14 protein-coding genes are annotated in these 15,448 nt (G+C 63.5%); 5 read left to right on the forward strand and 9 right to left on the reverse strand.

The window, feature by feature from the left end; translation table 11 throughout:
* Nucleotides 1-56: 56 nt before the first annotated feature.
* Entirely contained in the window at nt 57-1,514 is a 1,458-nt protein-coding gene (locus tag C8J33_RS16635; protein ID WP_132664956.1) for a coniferyl aldehyde dehydrogenase, read from the reverse strand.
* Nucleotides 1,511-3,124: a GMC family oxidoreductase gene (locus C8J33_RS16640; protein ID WP_110801365.1), complete on the reverse strand. Its 1,614-nt coding sequence runs from the start codon at nt 3,122-3,124 to the stop codon at nt 1,511-1,513. The genes C8J33_RS16635 and C8J33_RS16640 overlap by 4 nt, the downstream gene beginning before the upstream one ends.
* Before the next feature lie 200 nt (nt 3,125-3,324).
* Here C8J33_RS16640 and C8J33_RS16645 point away from each other — a divergent pair, with 200 nt between their 5' ends.
* Nucleotides 3,325-3,969, forward strand: coding sequence for a TetR/AcrR family transcriptional regulator (locus tag C8J33_RS16645; RefSeq protein WP_165910694.1), 645 nt, complete (start codon nt 3,325-3,327; stop codon nt 3,967-3,969).
* 29 nt (nt 3,970-3,998) lie between these two features.
* On the opposite strand, the gene C8J33_RS16650 is transcribed toward C8J33_RS16645, so the two are convergent.
* Together C8J33_RS16650 and C8J33_RS16655 are read right to left on the reverse strand one after the other, a co-directional pair.
* On the reverse strand, nt 3,999-4,607 hold the full coding sequence (locus C8J33_RS16650) for a J domain-containing protein (protein WP_110801363.1): 609 nt from the start codon (nt 4,605-4,607) through the stop codon (nt 3,999-4,001).
* A 121-nt stretch (nt 4,608-4,728) separates the two neighbouring features.
* Nucleotides 4,729-5,676 (reverse strand): DUF808 domain-containing protein, encoded by a 948-nt coding sequence (locus tag C8J33_RS16655; protein WP_110801362.1) that lies wholly within the window; start codon nt 5,674-5,676, stop codon nt 4,729-4,731.
* Nucleotides 5,677-5,943: 267 nt separating this feature from the next.
* On the opposite strand from C8J33_RS16655, the gene ppk2 reads away from it, so the two are divergent.
* Nucleotides 5,944-6,909, forward strand: coding sequence for a polyphosphate kinase 2 (ppk2, locus tag C8J33_RS16660; protein WP_110801361.1), 966 nt, complete (start codon nt 5,944-5,946; stop codon nt 6,907-6,909).
* A gap of 110 nt (nt 6,910-7,019) precedes the next feature.
* Here ppk2 and C8J33_RS16665 read toward each other — a convergent pair whose 3' ends face one another.
* Entirely contained in the window at nt 7,020-8,186 is a 1,167-nt protein-coding gene (locus C8J33_RS16665) for an esterase (protein ID WP_110801476.1), read from the reverse strand.
* A 204-nt stretch (nt 8,187-8,390) separates the two neighbouring features.
* On the opposite strand from C8J33_RS16665, the gene C8J33_RS16670 reads away from it, so the two are divergent.
* Nucleotides 8,391-9,833: a phospholipase D-like domain-containing protein gene (locus tag C8J33_RS16670; RefSeq protein ID WP_110801360.1), complete on the forward strand. Its 1,443-nt coding sequence runs from the start codon at nt 8,391-8,393 to the stop codon at nt 9,831-9,833.
* Nucleotides 9,834-9,889: 56 nt separating this feature from the next.
* Here the strand turns inward: C8J33_RS16670 and C8J33_RS16675 are convergent, their stop codons facing one another.
* The 4 genes from C8J33_RS16675 to C8J33_RS16690 form a co-directional block, all read right to left on the reverse strand.
* Nucleotides 9,890-10,153: a hypothetical protein gene (locus tag C8J33_RS16675; protein ID WP_110801359.1), complete on the reverse strand. Its 264-nt coding sequence runs from the start codon at nt 10,151-10,153 to the stop codon at nt 9,890-9,892.
* Nucleotides 10,154-10,186: 33 nt separating this feature from the next.
* A complete protein-coding gene (locus tag C8J33_RS16680; protein ID WP_110801358.1) occupies nt 10,187-10,612 on the reverse strand; it encodes a DUF3429 domain-containing protein in 426 nt (141 codons plus the stop codon).
* Nucleotides 10,609-11,604 (reverse strand): NAD(P)/FAD-dependent oxidoreductase, encoded by a 996-nt coding sequence (locus C8J33_RS16685; protein ID WP_165917018.1) that lies wholly within the window; start codon nt 11,602-11,604, stop codon nt 10,609-10,611. The genes C8J33_RS16680 and C8J33_RS16685 overlap by 4 nt, the downstream gene beginning before the upstream one ends.
* A gap of 97 nt (nt 11,605-11,701) precedes the next feature.
* Entirely contained in the window at nt 11,702-12,049 is a 348-nt protein-coding gene (locus C8J33_RS16690) for a thiol-disulfide oxidoreductase DCC family protein (RefSeq protein ID WP_110801356.1), read from the reverse strand.
* A 236-nt stretch (nt 12,050-12,285) separates the two neighbouring features.
* Here C8J33_RS16690 and C8J33_RS16695 point away from each other — a divergent pair, with 236 nt between their 5' ends.
* Together C8J33_RS16695 and C8J33_RS16700 are read left to right on the forward strand one after the other, a co-directional pair.
* Nucleotides 12,286-13,932, forward strand: a complete 1,647-nt coding sequence (locus C8J33_RS16695) for a type I secretion system permease/ATPase (protein ID WP_165929835.1) — start codon at nt 12,286-12,288, stop codon at nt 13,930-13,932.
* A gap of 6 nt (nt 13,933-13,938) precedes the next feature.
* Nucleotides 13,939-15,447 carry an HlyD family type I secretion periplasmic adaptor subunit gene (locus tag C8J33_RS16700; protein WP_110801354.1) on the forward strand — a complete coding sequence of 503 codons (1,509 nt, stop codon included), beginning with the start codon at nt 13,939-13,941 and terminating at the stop codon, nt 15,445-15,447.
* The last annotated feature ends 1 nt before the right edge of the window (nt 15,448 follow it).

Consider the following 15,448-nt stretch of genomic DNA (forward strand, 5'->3'; position numbering starts at 1 on the left):
TCCCTGCGTCTTGCGCGAGCGGTAATGCGGGAGCCGGGATAAAAGAACCTGCCGCTTCAGCGGTCTTCGCCCGGTGCTTGTCCTTTTCTCTTTCTCGTGCGGCCGATCGTCTGCCGGGCCGACAGTCGCGCGAACAAGCCGTAAGGCGGCATCATGCCGGCGAGTTTGGCGATGTTGAGCTTTGGTTGGGAATAGATCGCCCTGGCATGGCTGAACGTCCTGAACCCGTCCCGCCCGTGATAGGCGCCTGTTCCCGATGGCCCGATGCCGCCGAAGGGCAGGTCGTCCGGCAGGGCGTGGAAGAGGACGTCGTTGATGGTGACGCCGCCGGAGATGGTCCGATCGATGACGTGCCGCTGCTCCTGCGCATCCGCGCCGAAGTAGTAGAGCGCCAACGGATGGCCCCGGCGACGGATCTGGGCGATCGCGTCCGCCATGTCCTCGAAGCGGCGGATGGGCAAGATCGGCCCGAAGATCTCCTCCTGCATCACGCGCATGTCGTCGGTCGCGCCGCGGATGAGGTGGAGCGGCATCTTGCGACCGTTTCCGGTGGAAAAATCCTCATTGGCGGGATTGACGACCTCCACACGTGCGCCTTTTGCACGGGCATCGTCCACAAGACCCGTCAGTCGCGCGACATGCCGGTCGCTGATGACCGAGGTGTAATCCGGATTGTCGAGGAGGGTCGGGTACATCCTGATAACCGCGGTCTTCAGCCCGGCAACGACAGCCTCCTCGTCCGCGTCTCGGACGAACAGGTAATCGGGCGCGAGGCAGACCTGTCCCGCATTGAGCATCTTGCCCAAAGCCACGCGTCCGGTCGCGCGCCCGATGTCGGCACCGCGCCCGACGATCACGGGCGACTTGCCGCCCAACTCCAGCGTGACGGGTACGAGATTGTCCGCGGCGGCGTGCAGGATGTGGCGGGCGATGCCGGTCGCGCCGGTGAAGATCAGGTGGTCGAAGGGGAGGCCGGCAAAGGCTTGACCGACCTCCGGGCCGCCGCTGACGAAGCGGAGTTCGTCTTCTGCGAAATACTGGCCCGCGACCGCTTCGAAGACGGCATTGGTTGCCGGCGTATACTCGCTGGTCTTGACCATGGCACGGTTGCCGGCCGCGAAGACGCCGGCCATGGGGGTCATGATGAGGTTGATCGGGAAGTTCCATGGCGCGATGATCCCGACGACACCCTTCGGCTGATATTCGACATGCGCCCGCGCGCCGAGCAGAGTGAGCGGAAACGGCAGCGGCCGGCGCTCCGGCTTCGACCAGGCGCGCAGATGCCTGGCGGCGTGGTCGAGCGCCCCGATCGAAACGGCGATGTCGGTCAGCATCGACTGCTCGGTGCTCCGATGCCCGAAATCCTCCGAAAGCGCTGCGCAGAAGGCCTTGGCATTGTCGCGGATCATCGATGCGGCGCGCTTCAGGCGGTCGATGCGGATGGCGGGCGGCTCGGGCAGGGCGGCCGTGAAGGCCCGGCGTTGGGCCGAGAGAATGGCGTGAAGATCGGTCATGTCGTTTCCGACCTCCCTGTGCGCAGGATCAGGTCTGCGGCGCGCTCGCCGATCATGGCGCTTGGGGCCTGGGTATTGCCGCTGACGATCGTCGGCATGATCGAGGCGTCGGCGATGCGCAGACCGTTGACCCCGCGCACACGGAGTTCCGGATCGACCACGGATGCCGCATCGCTGCCCATCCGGCAGGTGCCGACGGGATGGTAGATCGTATCGGCATGGGCCCGGATGCTTGCCTCGATGGCCGCATCGTCCTGCGGGTCGAGGGCGCGGAAGGGGCGGCCTTTGTACCGCTCCAGAGCGTGCTGCCGGAGGATCTGCTCGGCGATGCGCACCCCTTTGACCAGCGTCTGCAGGTCGCCGGCATCCGAGAGATAGCGGGGGTCGATGAGAGGCGCGCTTGCCGGATCGGCGTTCGCCAGCCGCACGGTGCCACGGCTCGCAGGGCGCAGGACGCAGACATGGAGGGAGATGCCGGTCTTCAGGATGATGCGGCGCGCGTGGTTTTCGACGAGGCCGATGGTAAAGTGAAACTGGAGATCGGGCCGATCGACGGATGGCGAGGACCGCACGAAGCCGCCGGCCTCGGCGAAGTTGCTGGAGAGGCTTCCGCGCTTGCCCTGAAGATAGGGCAGGACCCCGCGAAGGAGCGGGATCGAGCCGATGGGCGTCGTTCCGATGACGCCGCCGCCGCGCACGAGCCGGCTGCTGATATGGTCGAGGTGGTCCTGCAGATTGGCACCCACCTCGTTTCGGTCCGCAACGATGCCGATGCCGTGCCGGCGCAGATGCTCCGCCGGGCCGATGCCCGAGAGCATGAGGAGTTGGGGGGTGCCGAAGGCACCACCGGCCAGCACGACCTCTCCTCGTGCTGTGAGGGTGCGCGTCCTTCTGTGATGGCGGACCTCCACGCCGGTCGCCCTGTTCTTCTCGAATGTCAGGCGGAGCGCCTGCGTATCGGAAAGAAGCGTGAGGTTCGGGTGCGGCCGTGTGTGGATGTAGGCGGAGCCGGCGTCGAAGCGGCGACCTGCCTTCTGGAAAAGCTGGTAGGTGCCGAACCCTTCCTGCGTCCGTCCGTTGAAATCGCTGTTCAGCGGATAGCCGGCCTGTCTCGCCGCGGTGATGAAATCGCCGGTCAGCGCGACATCCGTCCAGAGGTCGTCCACGTGCAGTGGTCCTCCCGTTCCGTGGAACGTGTCCGCGCCGCGACGATTGTCCTCAGCACGCAGGAACAGCGGCAGCACATCGCCCCAGCCCCAGCCGGTGCATCCGGCCGCCGCCCAGCCATCATAGTCTTCGGCCTGTCCGCGAATGTAGATCATCGCATTGATGAGGCTGCTGCCCCCGACGCCGCGGCCGCGTGGCTGGAAGCCGCAGCGATCGTTCAACTCCCGTTGCGGAACGGTCTCATAGGCGTAGTTGTGGCGATTGCGGCGGCCGACGAGACCGACAATACCGGCCGGAGTCGAGACCAGTGCGTTTCCCTTTGCCGGTCCCGTTTCCACCAGCGCGATACGCCAGTCGGGCCGGGCCTCGGCAATGCGGGCCGCCGTCGCGCAGCCTCCCGGCCCGGCGCCGATGACGATGATATCGAAGACGTCCTCGCTCATGCCGGCACCCGCGCGACAGCGGTTGGGCCATGCGCCTTGCCGCACAAGCCTGCTACAGACGCCACACTCCCGTAAATCCCTCCCATCACGATCTCCCATTCGTGACCGCTTATTTAGCGGTATCGATAAGCTGGACGACCGTCCCATTTTTGTCAAGCGCTGCCTCGACGGCGGGGGAGGGTGGGATTACAGCTGATCGCATGACACGCATAAAGACGGAAAATCCGCATAGCGGACACAAGACGGCGAAGGGGCTGCAACGCAAGACGGAGCTTGCCGATCAGGCCTTGCGGAGCCTTTCGACGCAGAGCTATGCGCGCACGTCGCTGCGCGATATCGCGGCTGCGGCCGATATCAATCTCGGACGTCTCCACTATTATTTCGGCGACAAGAGCGAGTTGATCGTCTTCACGGTCCGGCGTTTCAAGCAGACCTTCATCGCCCGGCTTGCCGATATCATTGTCGACAGGCATTCGGTGGAGGAGGCGATCGAAGCGCTGGTGGAGAGCGCCATGACATCCACCGCCATGCACCGCTTCTGGTACGACCTGCGCAACCAGTCCCTGTTCGAGCCGAAATACCAGGCTGTCGTGACGGAGATCGAGCACGACCTGAAGGGCATGACCGGAACCGTTCTCCGGCTGATTGATCCGACGCGTGACCCCGAGCCGTTTCAGGAGCTGGCCTATGTGACGCTCGACGGCATCTTCTTTCAAGGCATTCAGGCCGTGACGTTCGGCGACGAAGGTGTTCGCGAGCGCATGACGCAGGCGCTCTTCGCCGTGGTCATGGCCTACCGGGCAGCCGGCACTGCCGCGCTGCAGGAGTCATTCACCGATCCGTGAGACTTGCAGGGCTGGAGAGGGCCAGTGCCCTATCCGCAGAAGCCGTTGAGCTTGAGGATCTTGTGCGCCTCGATCGTCGCCTGAAGCTCCGCCTCCGACGCCCGGTTTCCGGCGTTACTATCCGGGTGGTGCAGCTTGATGCGTTCCTTGTAGCGCCGGTTGATCTGGTCCGGCGTGGCATCGTGGGCAAGCCCAAGGGTTTCGAAGGCCTTCGCCTCGAGCACCTTCAGTTTTCGCGCCTGTGCCTCCCGCTTCTGCATCAGGCGTTCGGCCGCACTTTTCCGGGCGTTCAGCGACTTTGCCGAGCCCGAGCGCACGGTGAACGGCATCGGCAGCTCGGTCGCTTCCACGATCGGCTTGCCGAAGCTCGGACGCGCGCCGCTGATCGCTTCGCGCTGGTAGCGCGCAACGGCCGGGTCGGAGAGGTCCGGCGAAAAGTTGTAGCCCTTGTTGTACTCCTTGATGTGGTCGAGACAGAACATCAGGAACAGGCCTTCGCCTCCCATGCCCACCGGCGCGCGATGCGTACCGACCTTTTCGCACCCATGCCATTGACACTGCGGCCCCGTGGGGGCCTCAGCGGCTTTGGACTTCTTCTTGGCAGACTTGAGGCCAACGAAAATACGTGAATCAGACATGCACGGCTTATGCGATCAGATGCGCGATCTCGCAAGACCGCTTTGCATGGTGATGATCATTCTGTGTATGAGGCACGCATCACATTTCAGAAAACAGGCAGCAGACGCTCGCTTTTGCCGCCTACGCCTTGCTTCCGGCGAGAAGCGGCTTGAAGGCCTGAAGGAGCAGGATGACGATACCGCCGAGGATGGCGCCGAAGATCGCCTGCATCAGGGTCGCCACCAGCCAGTGAACGACTTGTGGCAGGACGGGGATGAGCATGACCGCGAAGCCCGCGGCACCTTCGACGATATGTTCCGGCTGGTGCAGCCCGAATTCGGCAAGGCCGTGAATGACGATGCTGCCGCCGACCCAGAGCATGGCGGCGGTTCCCACGATCGCGAGGATCTGCAGGAAGACCGGAACGCCCTTGACGAGAGCATGCCCGATCGTCTTGCCGATGCCCCCGCCCGTCGCCACCAGATGGAGGCCGATATCGTCGGCTTTGACGATGAACGCGACCACGCCATAGACGGCAACCGTGATGAGAATGCCGACGGCGGCGAGGACTGCGACCTGTGTCGCGAAGTTGGAGGTGGACACGCCGGCAAGCGTCAGCGCCATGATTTCGGCAGAGAGGATGAAATCCGTACGAATGGCGCCTGCGACCTTCTGCTCTTCGAGCGTAGCCGGATCGACGGTCGCGGCAGCGGCCGCGTCGGCGTGGCCGTGGCCCGACAGGGCAGAGTGGATTTTCTCGGCGCCCTCGAAGCAGAGATAGGTGCCGCCGATCATCAGCAGCGGCGTGATCAGCCACGGCACGAACGCACCCATGAGCAGGCAGGCCGGCAGCAGGAAGACGAGCTTGTTGCGCAGCGACCCCTTGGCGATCCGCCAGATGATCGGCAGTTCGCGGCTTGGCGATAGCCCGACGACATAGGTCGGCGTCACCGCGGTATCGTCGATGACGACGCCAGCAGCCTTGATGCTGGCCTTTGCCGTTTGCGCGCCGACATCGTCGAGGGACGCGGCCGCGAGCTTCGCAATGGCCGCGATGTCATCCAGTAGCGCTATCAAGCCTGTCGCCAACGCAACATCCTTTCAGGTCCGATGCCGGGCAAGCCGTCGCATCGCAATGGTCGTGTTCTCGAATTCGTCTTGCAGCGTCATCCGTCGCGCACGGCAGACAGGGCCGCAAGACGGCTCCCAAGTCAATGCGTTTGAACGATAATATACAAAGGGGCGGAGGCGTGCCGACGTGCCGTTTGCGATGCGCGACAGGCGTCATTCTGCTGACACGGAAAAGGCGGTAGAATGCGCTTTTGCCAAACCCATTCTGTCCGTCACGGAGCCTCCATGAATATCAACGACCCAGCCCAGCTCGCGCGCATCAAGGCGGAAATTGTCGACAGTTTCGACGAGGAACTGGAAATGCAGATGGAGGAGGATCGTCTGGACGATCTCTTCGAGGAAGGCACGGACCCGACGGCCGAACCGCTTCTCGACCGCAAGGTCTATTTCCAGGAGCTTTTCCGTCTCCAGCACGAACTCGTCCGCTTGCAGGATTGGGTCCAGCACAAGAAGCTCAAGGTCGTCGTGCTGTTCGAGGGTCGCGACTCCGCCGGCAAGGGCGGTGCCATCAAGCGGGTGACCCAGCGGCTCAATCCGCGCGTCTGCCGCGTGGTCGCGCTGCCGGCGCCGTCCGAGCGCGAACGCCACCAGTGGTATTTCCAGCGTTACGTCCAGCACCTGCCCACGGCCGGCGAAATCGTTCTGTTCGACCGCAGCTGGTACAATCGCGCCGGTGTCGAGCGGGTGATGGGGTTCTGCACCCCTGACGAGCTGGAAGAGTTCTTCCAGTCCGTGCCGCAGTTCGAAAACATGCTCGTGCGCTCCGGCATCATCCTGATCAAATACTGGTTCTCGATCACCGATGAAGAGCAGGCTTTCCGTTTCAACATGCGGATCCGGGATCCGTTAAAGCAGTGGAAACTGTCCCCGATGGATCTGGAAAGCCGCATTCACTGGGAATCCTACACCAAGGCCAAGGAGGACATGCTGGAGCGCACGCACCGCCCGGAAACGCCCTGGTGGGTGGTCGATGCCGTGGACAAGCGCAAGGCGCGCCTGAACTGCATCTCGCATCTCCTGCAGCAGATCCCTTACGAGGACGTTCCGAAGCCCTCCGTTCAGCTGCCGGACCGCGCGCGCCACGCCGACTACTACCGCAAGCCTGTCCCGGCGGACATGTACGTGCCGGATGTCTATAACGCCACGCCCGAAGCTGGAGTGCCCCGCCGTGTCGCGAAGAGCGGCCAGTAAGCGTTGCGGAATCTGACAAACGCTCGGCAGGTTGGCGAGAGGAGCACGTCGAATGCTCGTCTCGCCACAGCCGGGTTATTGCACGGCCTCGATAATGGCCGCCCGAGCGTCTACTTGAAAGCCTTTTCCAGGAAGGTGACCAGCGAAGGCCGCCAGACGTCCATCTCGTGCTGGAGGTCCTTGTATTCGTGGTATTCGTGGACGATCTTCTTCTCGTCCAGCGTCTTCTTCAGGCCGGCGATATCCTTGCCCGTGACCGTGTCTTTTGACCCGACCGTCACGGTGAAGTTCCGCAGCGCCTTGTTGATCGTGTCCGGCGCGTTCAGCGCCCCATCGACCGCCTTGTTGGGGACCGTCGTGGTGGAAACGCCGCTGAAGGTCGCGACCCAGCCGAAGGTGCCGAGATGCGAGAGACCGGAGACCAGCGCCTGATACCCCCCTTGCGACAGCCCGACGACGGCGCGGCCGTCGGCATCCGTGCGCACGCGGTAGGTTTTCTCCATGTAGGGAATGAGATCCTCGATCAGCTCGCGGTCGATGGCGTCGGCGTTGATCGGATAGAAGTCCTTGCGGCGCTGGGCCGCCGGAAAGTTCTCGGCGACCGCCTCGGGAATGTCGGCCTCCGTATCGGGGATGACGACGATCATCGGCTTGATTTTGTGTTCGGCCAGCAGATTGTCGAGAATCTGGGGTGTGCGCCCCTGGGTGACCCATGAGTCCACCGTGTCGCCGAACCCGTGATAGAGATAGACGACGGGCAGAGGTTCCGCGGTATCCGTATAGCCGGGCGGTGTGTAGACATGCATCTGGCGCTGGGATTTCAGCGCCGTGGATGACAGCGTCACCAGACGCAGGTCGCCGTGCGGCACATCGCGTGTGTCGAGAATGCTGCCGGGCACGAGAACGAGGCTCGTGTTCACCTGTCGTTGTGGCTTGGGCTGATGGTAGCCGGGATCGATGCTGCGAAAGCCGTCGATGTTGAAGTAATATTCATAGAGGTTCGGCGTGAGAACGTGGCTCTTCGCCGTCCAGACACCGTCCTCGCCACGGGTCATCATCATCGGCTCACGCTGGCCGAGCACGACGGCAACCGATTTGGCGGCCGGGGCAAAGAGCCGGAAGGTGATCGATTTATCCGTTTCGACCGACGTCACGAATGCCTTTAGCGGTTTGTCGGCCGGCGGGGAGGCGGGCGGTTCAAGAGCGAAAGCGGGCACGCTTATCATGATAGCTGCCACGCAGCCTGCCGCGAAGAGCGCGGGCAACAGTTTGAACATGATGAATTCCTCCACATTGCATCAACCTCATCCCGTCAGGAAGCTACACCCGTGCGGCCCGTTTTCAACAGCCATTTCGTAAGTTCTTCATAGCACTTCCGTTTTCCGTCTGCCGGCGCGAAGGTTCTTCTGCAAATGGAGATGGCCGGGCGGCGATCGAGCCCTATCTCCTCTGCTCCGACGGTGTAGGGAATGTGAGAGGCGATGCAGACACTTCTGGTGGAACGGCAGACCTGTTGGCGGGTTGCCCGTGCGGACCGGCTTTCGGTCATCGTCGATGCCGAGGCCTTTTTTCGTCATGCCCGGCAGGCGATGATGAAAGCAAAAAAGTCGATCGTGCTGATCGGCTGGGATTTCGATACGCGTATCGATCTCGTGCCGGGCAAGAGCACGGATGGATCTCCCGACAAGCTCGGACGCTTTCTGAACTGGCTGGCAGAGCGCAACAATGCTCTGAACATTCGCATCCTCAAATGGGACATGGGCCTGTTTGCTTCCCTCGTCCGGGGAGAGACGCCGGTCTACATGCTCGGCTGGTTGTTTTCCGATCGCGTCAGTTTGAAGCTCGACAGTGCCCATCCGCCCTTGTCGGCGCATCATATGAAGCTTCTCGTCATTGACGACGAGGTCGCCTTCTGCGGCGGCATCGACATGACGGTCGGGCGGTGGGATACTTCTGAGCATCTGGAAAAGGACAAGCGCCGCCGCTCGCCGCTGGGGTTTACACAGGAGCCTTGGCACGACGCGACGACGTGCTTCTCCGGCAAGGCTGCCGCAGCTCTTGCCGAACTCGCGCGCGCCCGCTGGCAGGAAGCGACGGGCGATACGCTGGAGCCGATCGAGAGCGGATCGGACGCTTGGCCGGACGATCTCACCGTCGATTTCCGCGATATCGATGTCGGCATCGCCCGCACGCTGCCGCAATATGACGAGCGCCAGCAGGTCGTGGAAATCGAGACCGCAACGCTCGCCATCATCGCCGCCGCGCGCGAGACGCTCTACATCGAAAGCCAGTATTTCGCCTCGCGCCGCATCGCCGAGGCCTTGGCCAAGCGTCTGGAAGAATCGGACGGACCGGAGATTGTAGTCGTCAATCCGGAAGGGGCGAACGGGTGGCTGGAAGCCAAAGCCATGGACTCCGCCCGCATCCGGCTCATGAAGCTGGTTCGCGATGCCGACCGTTTCGACAGGTTCCGCATCCTCTATCCCGTCAACGATGCCGACACGCCGATCTACGTTCACGCCAAGATCATGATCGCCGACGACCGGATCCTGAAGCTCGGTTCAGCCAATCTCAACAACCGGTCGATGGGCTACGATACGGAATGCGACGTGCTGATCGAGGCCCGCCCCGACCAACCGGAGATGGCGCAGAAGATCGCCGCATGCCGAAACGCGCTTATCGGCGAACATCTCGGGCACAGCGAGGACGAGGTGGCTGCCGCGATCGCGGAGCAGGGATCGCTGGTGAAAGCCATCGAGGTGTTGACAGCAGAAACGGGACGTCGATTGGTGCCCGTGGCGATGCGCGACCTCACCGCGGCGGAAGACCTGATGGCGGAATCGGACATGGCCGACCCCGAACGCCCGGCCGGCGTCAAATACCGGACATCCAGCTTTCTGAAGCGGCGGTTTCACAGGTCCTGACGGCTCCCTGCGACGACCGTTCCATCTCGGCGTTCCCCGCCGAGACTTCGTGCCGCCTACATCTCCGACATGTCGTCCAGCAGATTCTGGGCGAGTTCGCTGATGGCGACCTCCGCCTCCTCCAGTCCCCAGCCGACCTTTTCCGCTTCCTTCGCCAGACGCTGGAACGGGGGCGGAAGGCGGCCGGAGGCGGTCTCCACGATGTTATCCGGCGTCAGCCCCTTGGCGATGTCGAGGAACGTCTGCTCGACGGCCTCCTGGCAGGCGATGTCCCGGTCCGGATACGGGCCTGATCCGCGCGGTTTGTTCAGTAGCAGCATGTCGTTTCGCTCCTCGCGTTATTCTTTGCCGGTCTATGCCAGTCGGTAAAGCATCGCAATATAGGCAAGCACGACGATGATCGTCACCCGCGTCCGCAGTCTGGCATACCACCTGTGTTCGACATCGTTTGCCAGGATGATCCGGTCGGCGAGAAGCAGCAGAGCGAAAACGATCAATTGCAGGCCGGCGGAGAAGACGGGTTGGCGGATCAGCAGCGTCGCGAAGGACAGGAGCGCGAACACATTGCTGGCGACGATCGCCGCATGACCCGCCTTGCCCATCTGCGCGACGCCCCAGAGCGTGCCCGCCATGAAGGCCGAGATGACGGCGCCGTAGGCGAGGAACGCCTGGCCCGTGTCGACGCCGAGGAGGGTGGTGGGCGCGGCGAGCAGCAACCAGAACGGCAAGGCGCCGGCATAGGTCAGCAGCGTCGAGGTGGTTTTCGACAGTGTCGTCATGGCGTTGTTTCCCTGAGAGCGGGGAGAAGAGCGTCTGCGAGGAGGCTTGCGCTCTGGAAAGCCGCTTCGACGCGGCCGGCAATGCACCAGTCGCCGCAACTGGCAAGCTGTTGCTCCCGGTCGAGCAGGAACGGCTGGCCGGCAGGTCGCGCGACGTTCGCATAGCGCCAGCGCTTGATAACGGCGCTTTCCGCCTCGGTGTTTTCCAGCGGAATGTACCGTCGCACGGCCTTGAGCATCTGCTCCCGCAGGCTTTCGAGCGGCGTCTCGACATGCCGGTCGGACCATTCCGGGCCGGCATTCACGACAAGGCTTGGCACATTATCGCGGCCGGGCTTCGTGTCGTTGCGAGAGATCCAGTTGATGACCGGATCGTCAAGGCGTGCGGCTGGGAAAGGCGGTGCCGCACCGAGCTTCAAGGTGACCATCAAGGTGAAGCAGGCATTCATGCGGGTCGTCTGCAGGGCCGCATGGTGAGCGAAGGCGGGCGGGAGCAGGGCTGCCGACTGCGGCGCGGGCGCAGTTGCGATGACCCAGTCGAAGGCGCCGTCCTCACCGGCTTCCGTCGTCACGGTCCAGTTTCCGGGCGTACCGGAGATGGAGCATATCTCGGCATTGAAGGTGATGTCGCAGTCTCTCGCCATCCATTTCGGCAGGGCATTCATCCCGGGCTTGCCGACATATCGTGCGTCGTTTGCTCGCTGCTCGTTTTGCAGTGCCGCCGGCAGGGAGACGATGTCCCGGTTCCAGCGCTCCACGGCGCCATCGGCCGCAGCCGCGTTTAGCATGTCACGGAAGCGCGGGTCGCGGACCGTGAAATACTGGGCGCCGTGGTCGAAGGATATGTCCTCGATCCGGCGCGTCGCCATCCGGCCGCCGATGCCCTTGCTCTTCTCGAAGATGTGGACGGTGGCATGGCCGGCAAGGGCGCGGGCGAGCGTCAGTCCCGCCATTCCAGCACCGATAATCGCTACCCGTTTCGGATCGCTCATGCGTCTCCCGCTCGTTCCTGCCACCGACATGCACAATTGCAGCGGCTGACCCACGATCTAACGCCGCCGCGCGCAAGGGCAACGGCCTGACGACGGTTCATCGAAACAGGCGCTGCAGACGCGGACGCACCCGCAGGAAACCACGATAGGCGGTGTCGAAAAGCGGCGTTGCCGGCCCCCATCCGGCAAGGATGCCGAGCGGGCGCAACAAAGGAATGGCGCGCCACATCGCGGCGAAGGCGGCAGCGCCCGAGAGAAGCCGTCCCTTCTCTTCGGCGTGGAAGCGCGTGAGGATATCGCCCCTGTCGATCGGGCAGGAGGACGAGGGGTCGCAGGCATCGATGAACCGGATCGCACCACGTCTGTCGAGACGCCGCATCAGCGCGATTTCGCGCTGGCAAAGCGGGCAGCCGCTATCGAACCAGACGGTGACTTTCTCGACCATGAATCGCACTCCGAAATCCTTTGGCCATTGAGATAGCATGGGTGGGGCCGTTGTTGCAGCGATACGGGAGCGGACCTTTTTCGGTTCAACGGTCCATCCGCTCGACACCACCTCGCCGTGTCGTGCCGTCAATGACTTCAACGAAAATTAACCATGACTGATTTAGGATCGTCGAAAGAGGGCTGCGTACCATGTTGGCACCGTTACGGACATTGGCTGGGATAACGGCGACCCATATGCGCGGCATATTCGTCTATTCCATCATCGCAAACCTTCTGGTCATCGCGCCCTCCATCCACATGCTTCAGGTCTATGATCGCGTGCTCGGCTCGCGGTCGATCGGGACGCTGGTCTACCTCACCTTGATCGTTCTCGTTGCGCTGGTGGTATGGGGGTTGGCCGATGCGGTGCGCGGCCATCTCGCTGTGCGTGCTGCAGCGAAATATACGGTGACGGTGGCGCCGAAGCTTTTCGCGCGGCTGGCGGCAGACCAGAAGGCCGGGCCGAAAGCCGGCAAGATGCTGCGGGATTTCTCCTCCGCCCGTGCCTTCATCGGCGGACGTACCTTCGCCTCCCTGTTCGACGTGCCGTTCATTCCGCTCTACGTGCTGATCATGACGGTGCTGCACTGGAGCCTCGGGCTCCTGACCGTCGTCGGCATCCTTGTGCTTGCCGCCCTTTCCTGGCTCAACATGGCTGCGACCGAAAAGGAGCGGGAGCGCAGCCGGCAAGCGGAGAACGATGCGATCAGCTTTGCCCAGAGCGCTTTCAATCGCATCGAGGACCTGCGCGCGCATGGCATGCTCTCGACCTTCCTCACGATCTGGGGACGCAAAACGGCGCTCGGCCTGAAGGAGAGCGAGGCAGCGGGTGCGACATCCGCGCGCTACCAAGCCATCAGCAAGGCTTTTCGCCAGATGCTGCAGGTGCTGATGATGGGCTGGGGCGCGTTCCTCGTGCTCAGCAATGAAATGTCGGCGGGCATGATCTTCATGTCATCGATGATCTCCGGCAAGGCCTTTGCGCCGATCGATCAGGTCATCGGCGGCTGGGAGCAGATCTCGCGCGGCGCGGCCTCCATCCGCGATATCGAGGAGATGATCGGCCCCGACAAGTCGATCCAGGCGCGCATGACGCTGCCCGCGCCGGAAGGCCGGCTCGCGCTTCACGGCGTGTCCTTCGCGCCCGATCCGAACAAGCCCGACCGGTACCTGCTCAAGGACGTCAACCTGCAGGTCATGCCGGGCGAAGTCGTGCTGATCACCGGTGCGACCGGTGCGGGCAAATCGACGCTGATCCAGATCATGGTCGGTGCCATCGCTCCCACGGGTGGTGCTGTCTCCGTCGACGATATCGCGCAGGACATCTGGCCGTCGGCCCAATGGGGCCGCACGATCGGCTATGTCTCGCAGGATATCGAGTTCTTTCCCGGCACGATCGCAGCCAATATCGCCCGTTTCGATCCGGATGCGACCGAGGACAAGATCATCGCCGCTGCCAAGGGCGCGAGCGTTCATGAATTGATCGTCGGGCTGCCCGAGGGCTACCGGACGATGGTCGGTAACCGATCGTTCCTTTTGTCCACTGGGCAGAAGCAGCGGATTGCGCTGGCGCGCGCGCTCTATGGCGATCCGAAGATTCTCGTGCTGGACGAGCCCAATGCCAGCCTCGACCAGAAGGGCGAACGCGCGCTTCTGGTGGCGGTCGCCGTGGCACGCCACCGCAAGGCGGCCGTCGTCATCGCGGCGCATCGCACCTCCATCCTCCGGGTGGTCGATCGCGCATTCACGATCGCGGACGGCACGCTCCAGCCGCTGACCCTCGTCGCCGAGCAGCCTGCCGCGCAGGCCGCACCGCGACATGACCAGACACAGGTGGCTTGACGCAGGATGACAAACAGCCGCCCGGTGAACATGCCTCCCGCCAGTGGCGGCAACAGCCCCGTCCCGGGACCATCCGACGATGGGCTGTGGTCGGAGATGTTCCGCCCCGAGACACCCGTAGCCATCGCTGCCGCGAAGGTGCCCGACGACATGCAGGGCAGCTGGGCGGATGGCGTGAAGACCGAGACGCGCGACATTCTCTCTCTGTCGAGCCGTGGCCTGCTTGCCGGCGCCGCTGTCTTCGTTTTCTGGTCGCTGCTCTTCCCGATCGGCTCTGCCGTCGTTGCCGAAGGCGTGCTCGTCTCCAACGGTCGCAACAAGGTGCTGCAGCACCGCACCGGCGGCGTGGTCACCGATATCGCGGCCCGTGACGGCGAGGTGGTGCAGGCTGGTGCGTCCGTGCTGCGGCTCGATCCGGTCAACGATCAGGCGGATCTCATCCGCTTTAAAGCTCGTTTCGCCATCCTCGATGCCATGCGGCGCAGGCTGGAGGCGGAGAATGCCGTCGCGGCGAATGCAGGTCGGATGCCAACGGAAGATTTCGGCCTGATGGACATGCGCCGGGGCTTCGACACGATGCCGGCGTCGATCGATGATCTTCAAACCGGGGCGACGGGCGAGGCCGACCCGCTTCTCGCCGAACAGCAGCGCCAGTTCGAGCGCGGTCGCGGTGCGGCGGATGCGGAGATCGACGCGATGCTGGCGCGCAAGGATGCGCTCAACCGTCGCCGTGAGGGCATTAAGGAGCGCCTTGGCGTCATGGAAGCGCAGGTTGCTTCCCTTAAACGTCAGACAGGCGCGCTGCAACCGGCCGTCGACAGGGGCCACATCGCCCGCAAGGTGCTCTGGGACACGGAAGACCAGTTGCTGGCGCGAACCTCGGAACTGGCCAACCTGAAAGCCGAGAACGATGCGCTCGCCGACGATGCCGGCGAGATCGACTCGCGCATCCGGCAGGCGAAGCTGACCGACCAGCGCGAGACCTCCATGAAGCTGACGGAGGTTCTGGCGGAGATGCGGCAGATTTCCGGGCAGATGCAGGCCGCGGAGGCGGCGGTTCGCTCGGCGGACCTGCGCGCGCCTGTCACCGGTACGGTGGTCCATTCCAAGCATACCACGATCGGTGCCGTCATCGCTCCCGGCGAGGTGCTGGCCGAAATCGTGCCCATCGGCAGCGACTTCGCCGTCAAGGCGCGCATCGCACCGCACGACATCACGCATGTGCGCACCGGACAGACCGCCCGCGTCAAGATCGCGGCGCTGAACGCCCGGATCTTCGACGATATCGATGCCCTCGTGACGCGCGTTGCGGCGGATACGACGGCGGATGAAAAGACCGGACAGTATTATTTCGAGGTCGATCTGCTCTTGAAGCAGGCCGCACCCGCTGAACAGGCGCTGCTCGGTCCCGGCATGACGGCGCAGGTCTATATCGAGGGCGAGAGCCGGACCTTTGCCGACTACGTGATGGTGCCGTTTACCGACAGTCTCTCCCGCAGCTTCCGGGAGCCTTGAT

The sequence above is a fragment of the Rhizobium sp. PP-CC-3G-465 genome (assembly GCF_004343445.1).
Lineage (GTDB): Bacteria > Pseudomonadota > Alphaproteobacteria > Rhizobiales > Rhizobiaceae > Ferranicluibacter > Ferranicluibacter rubi.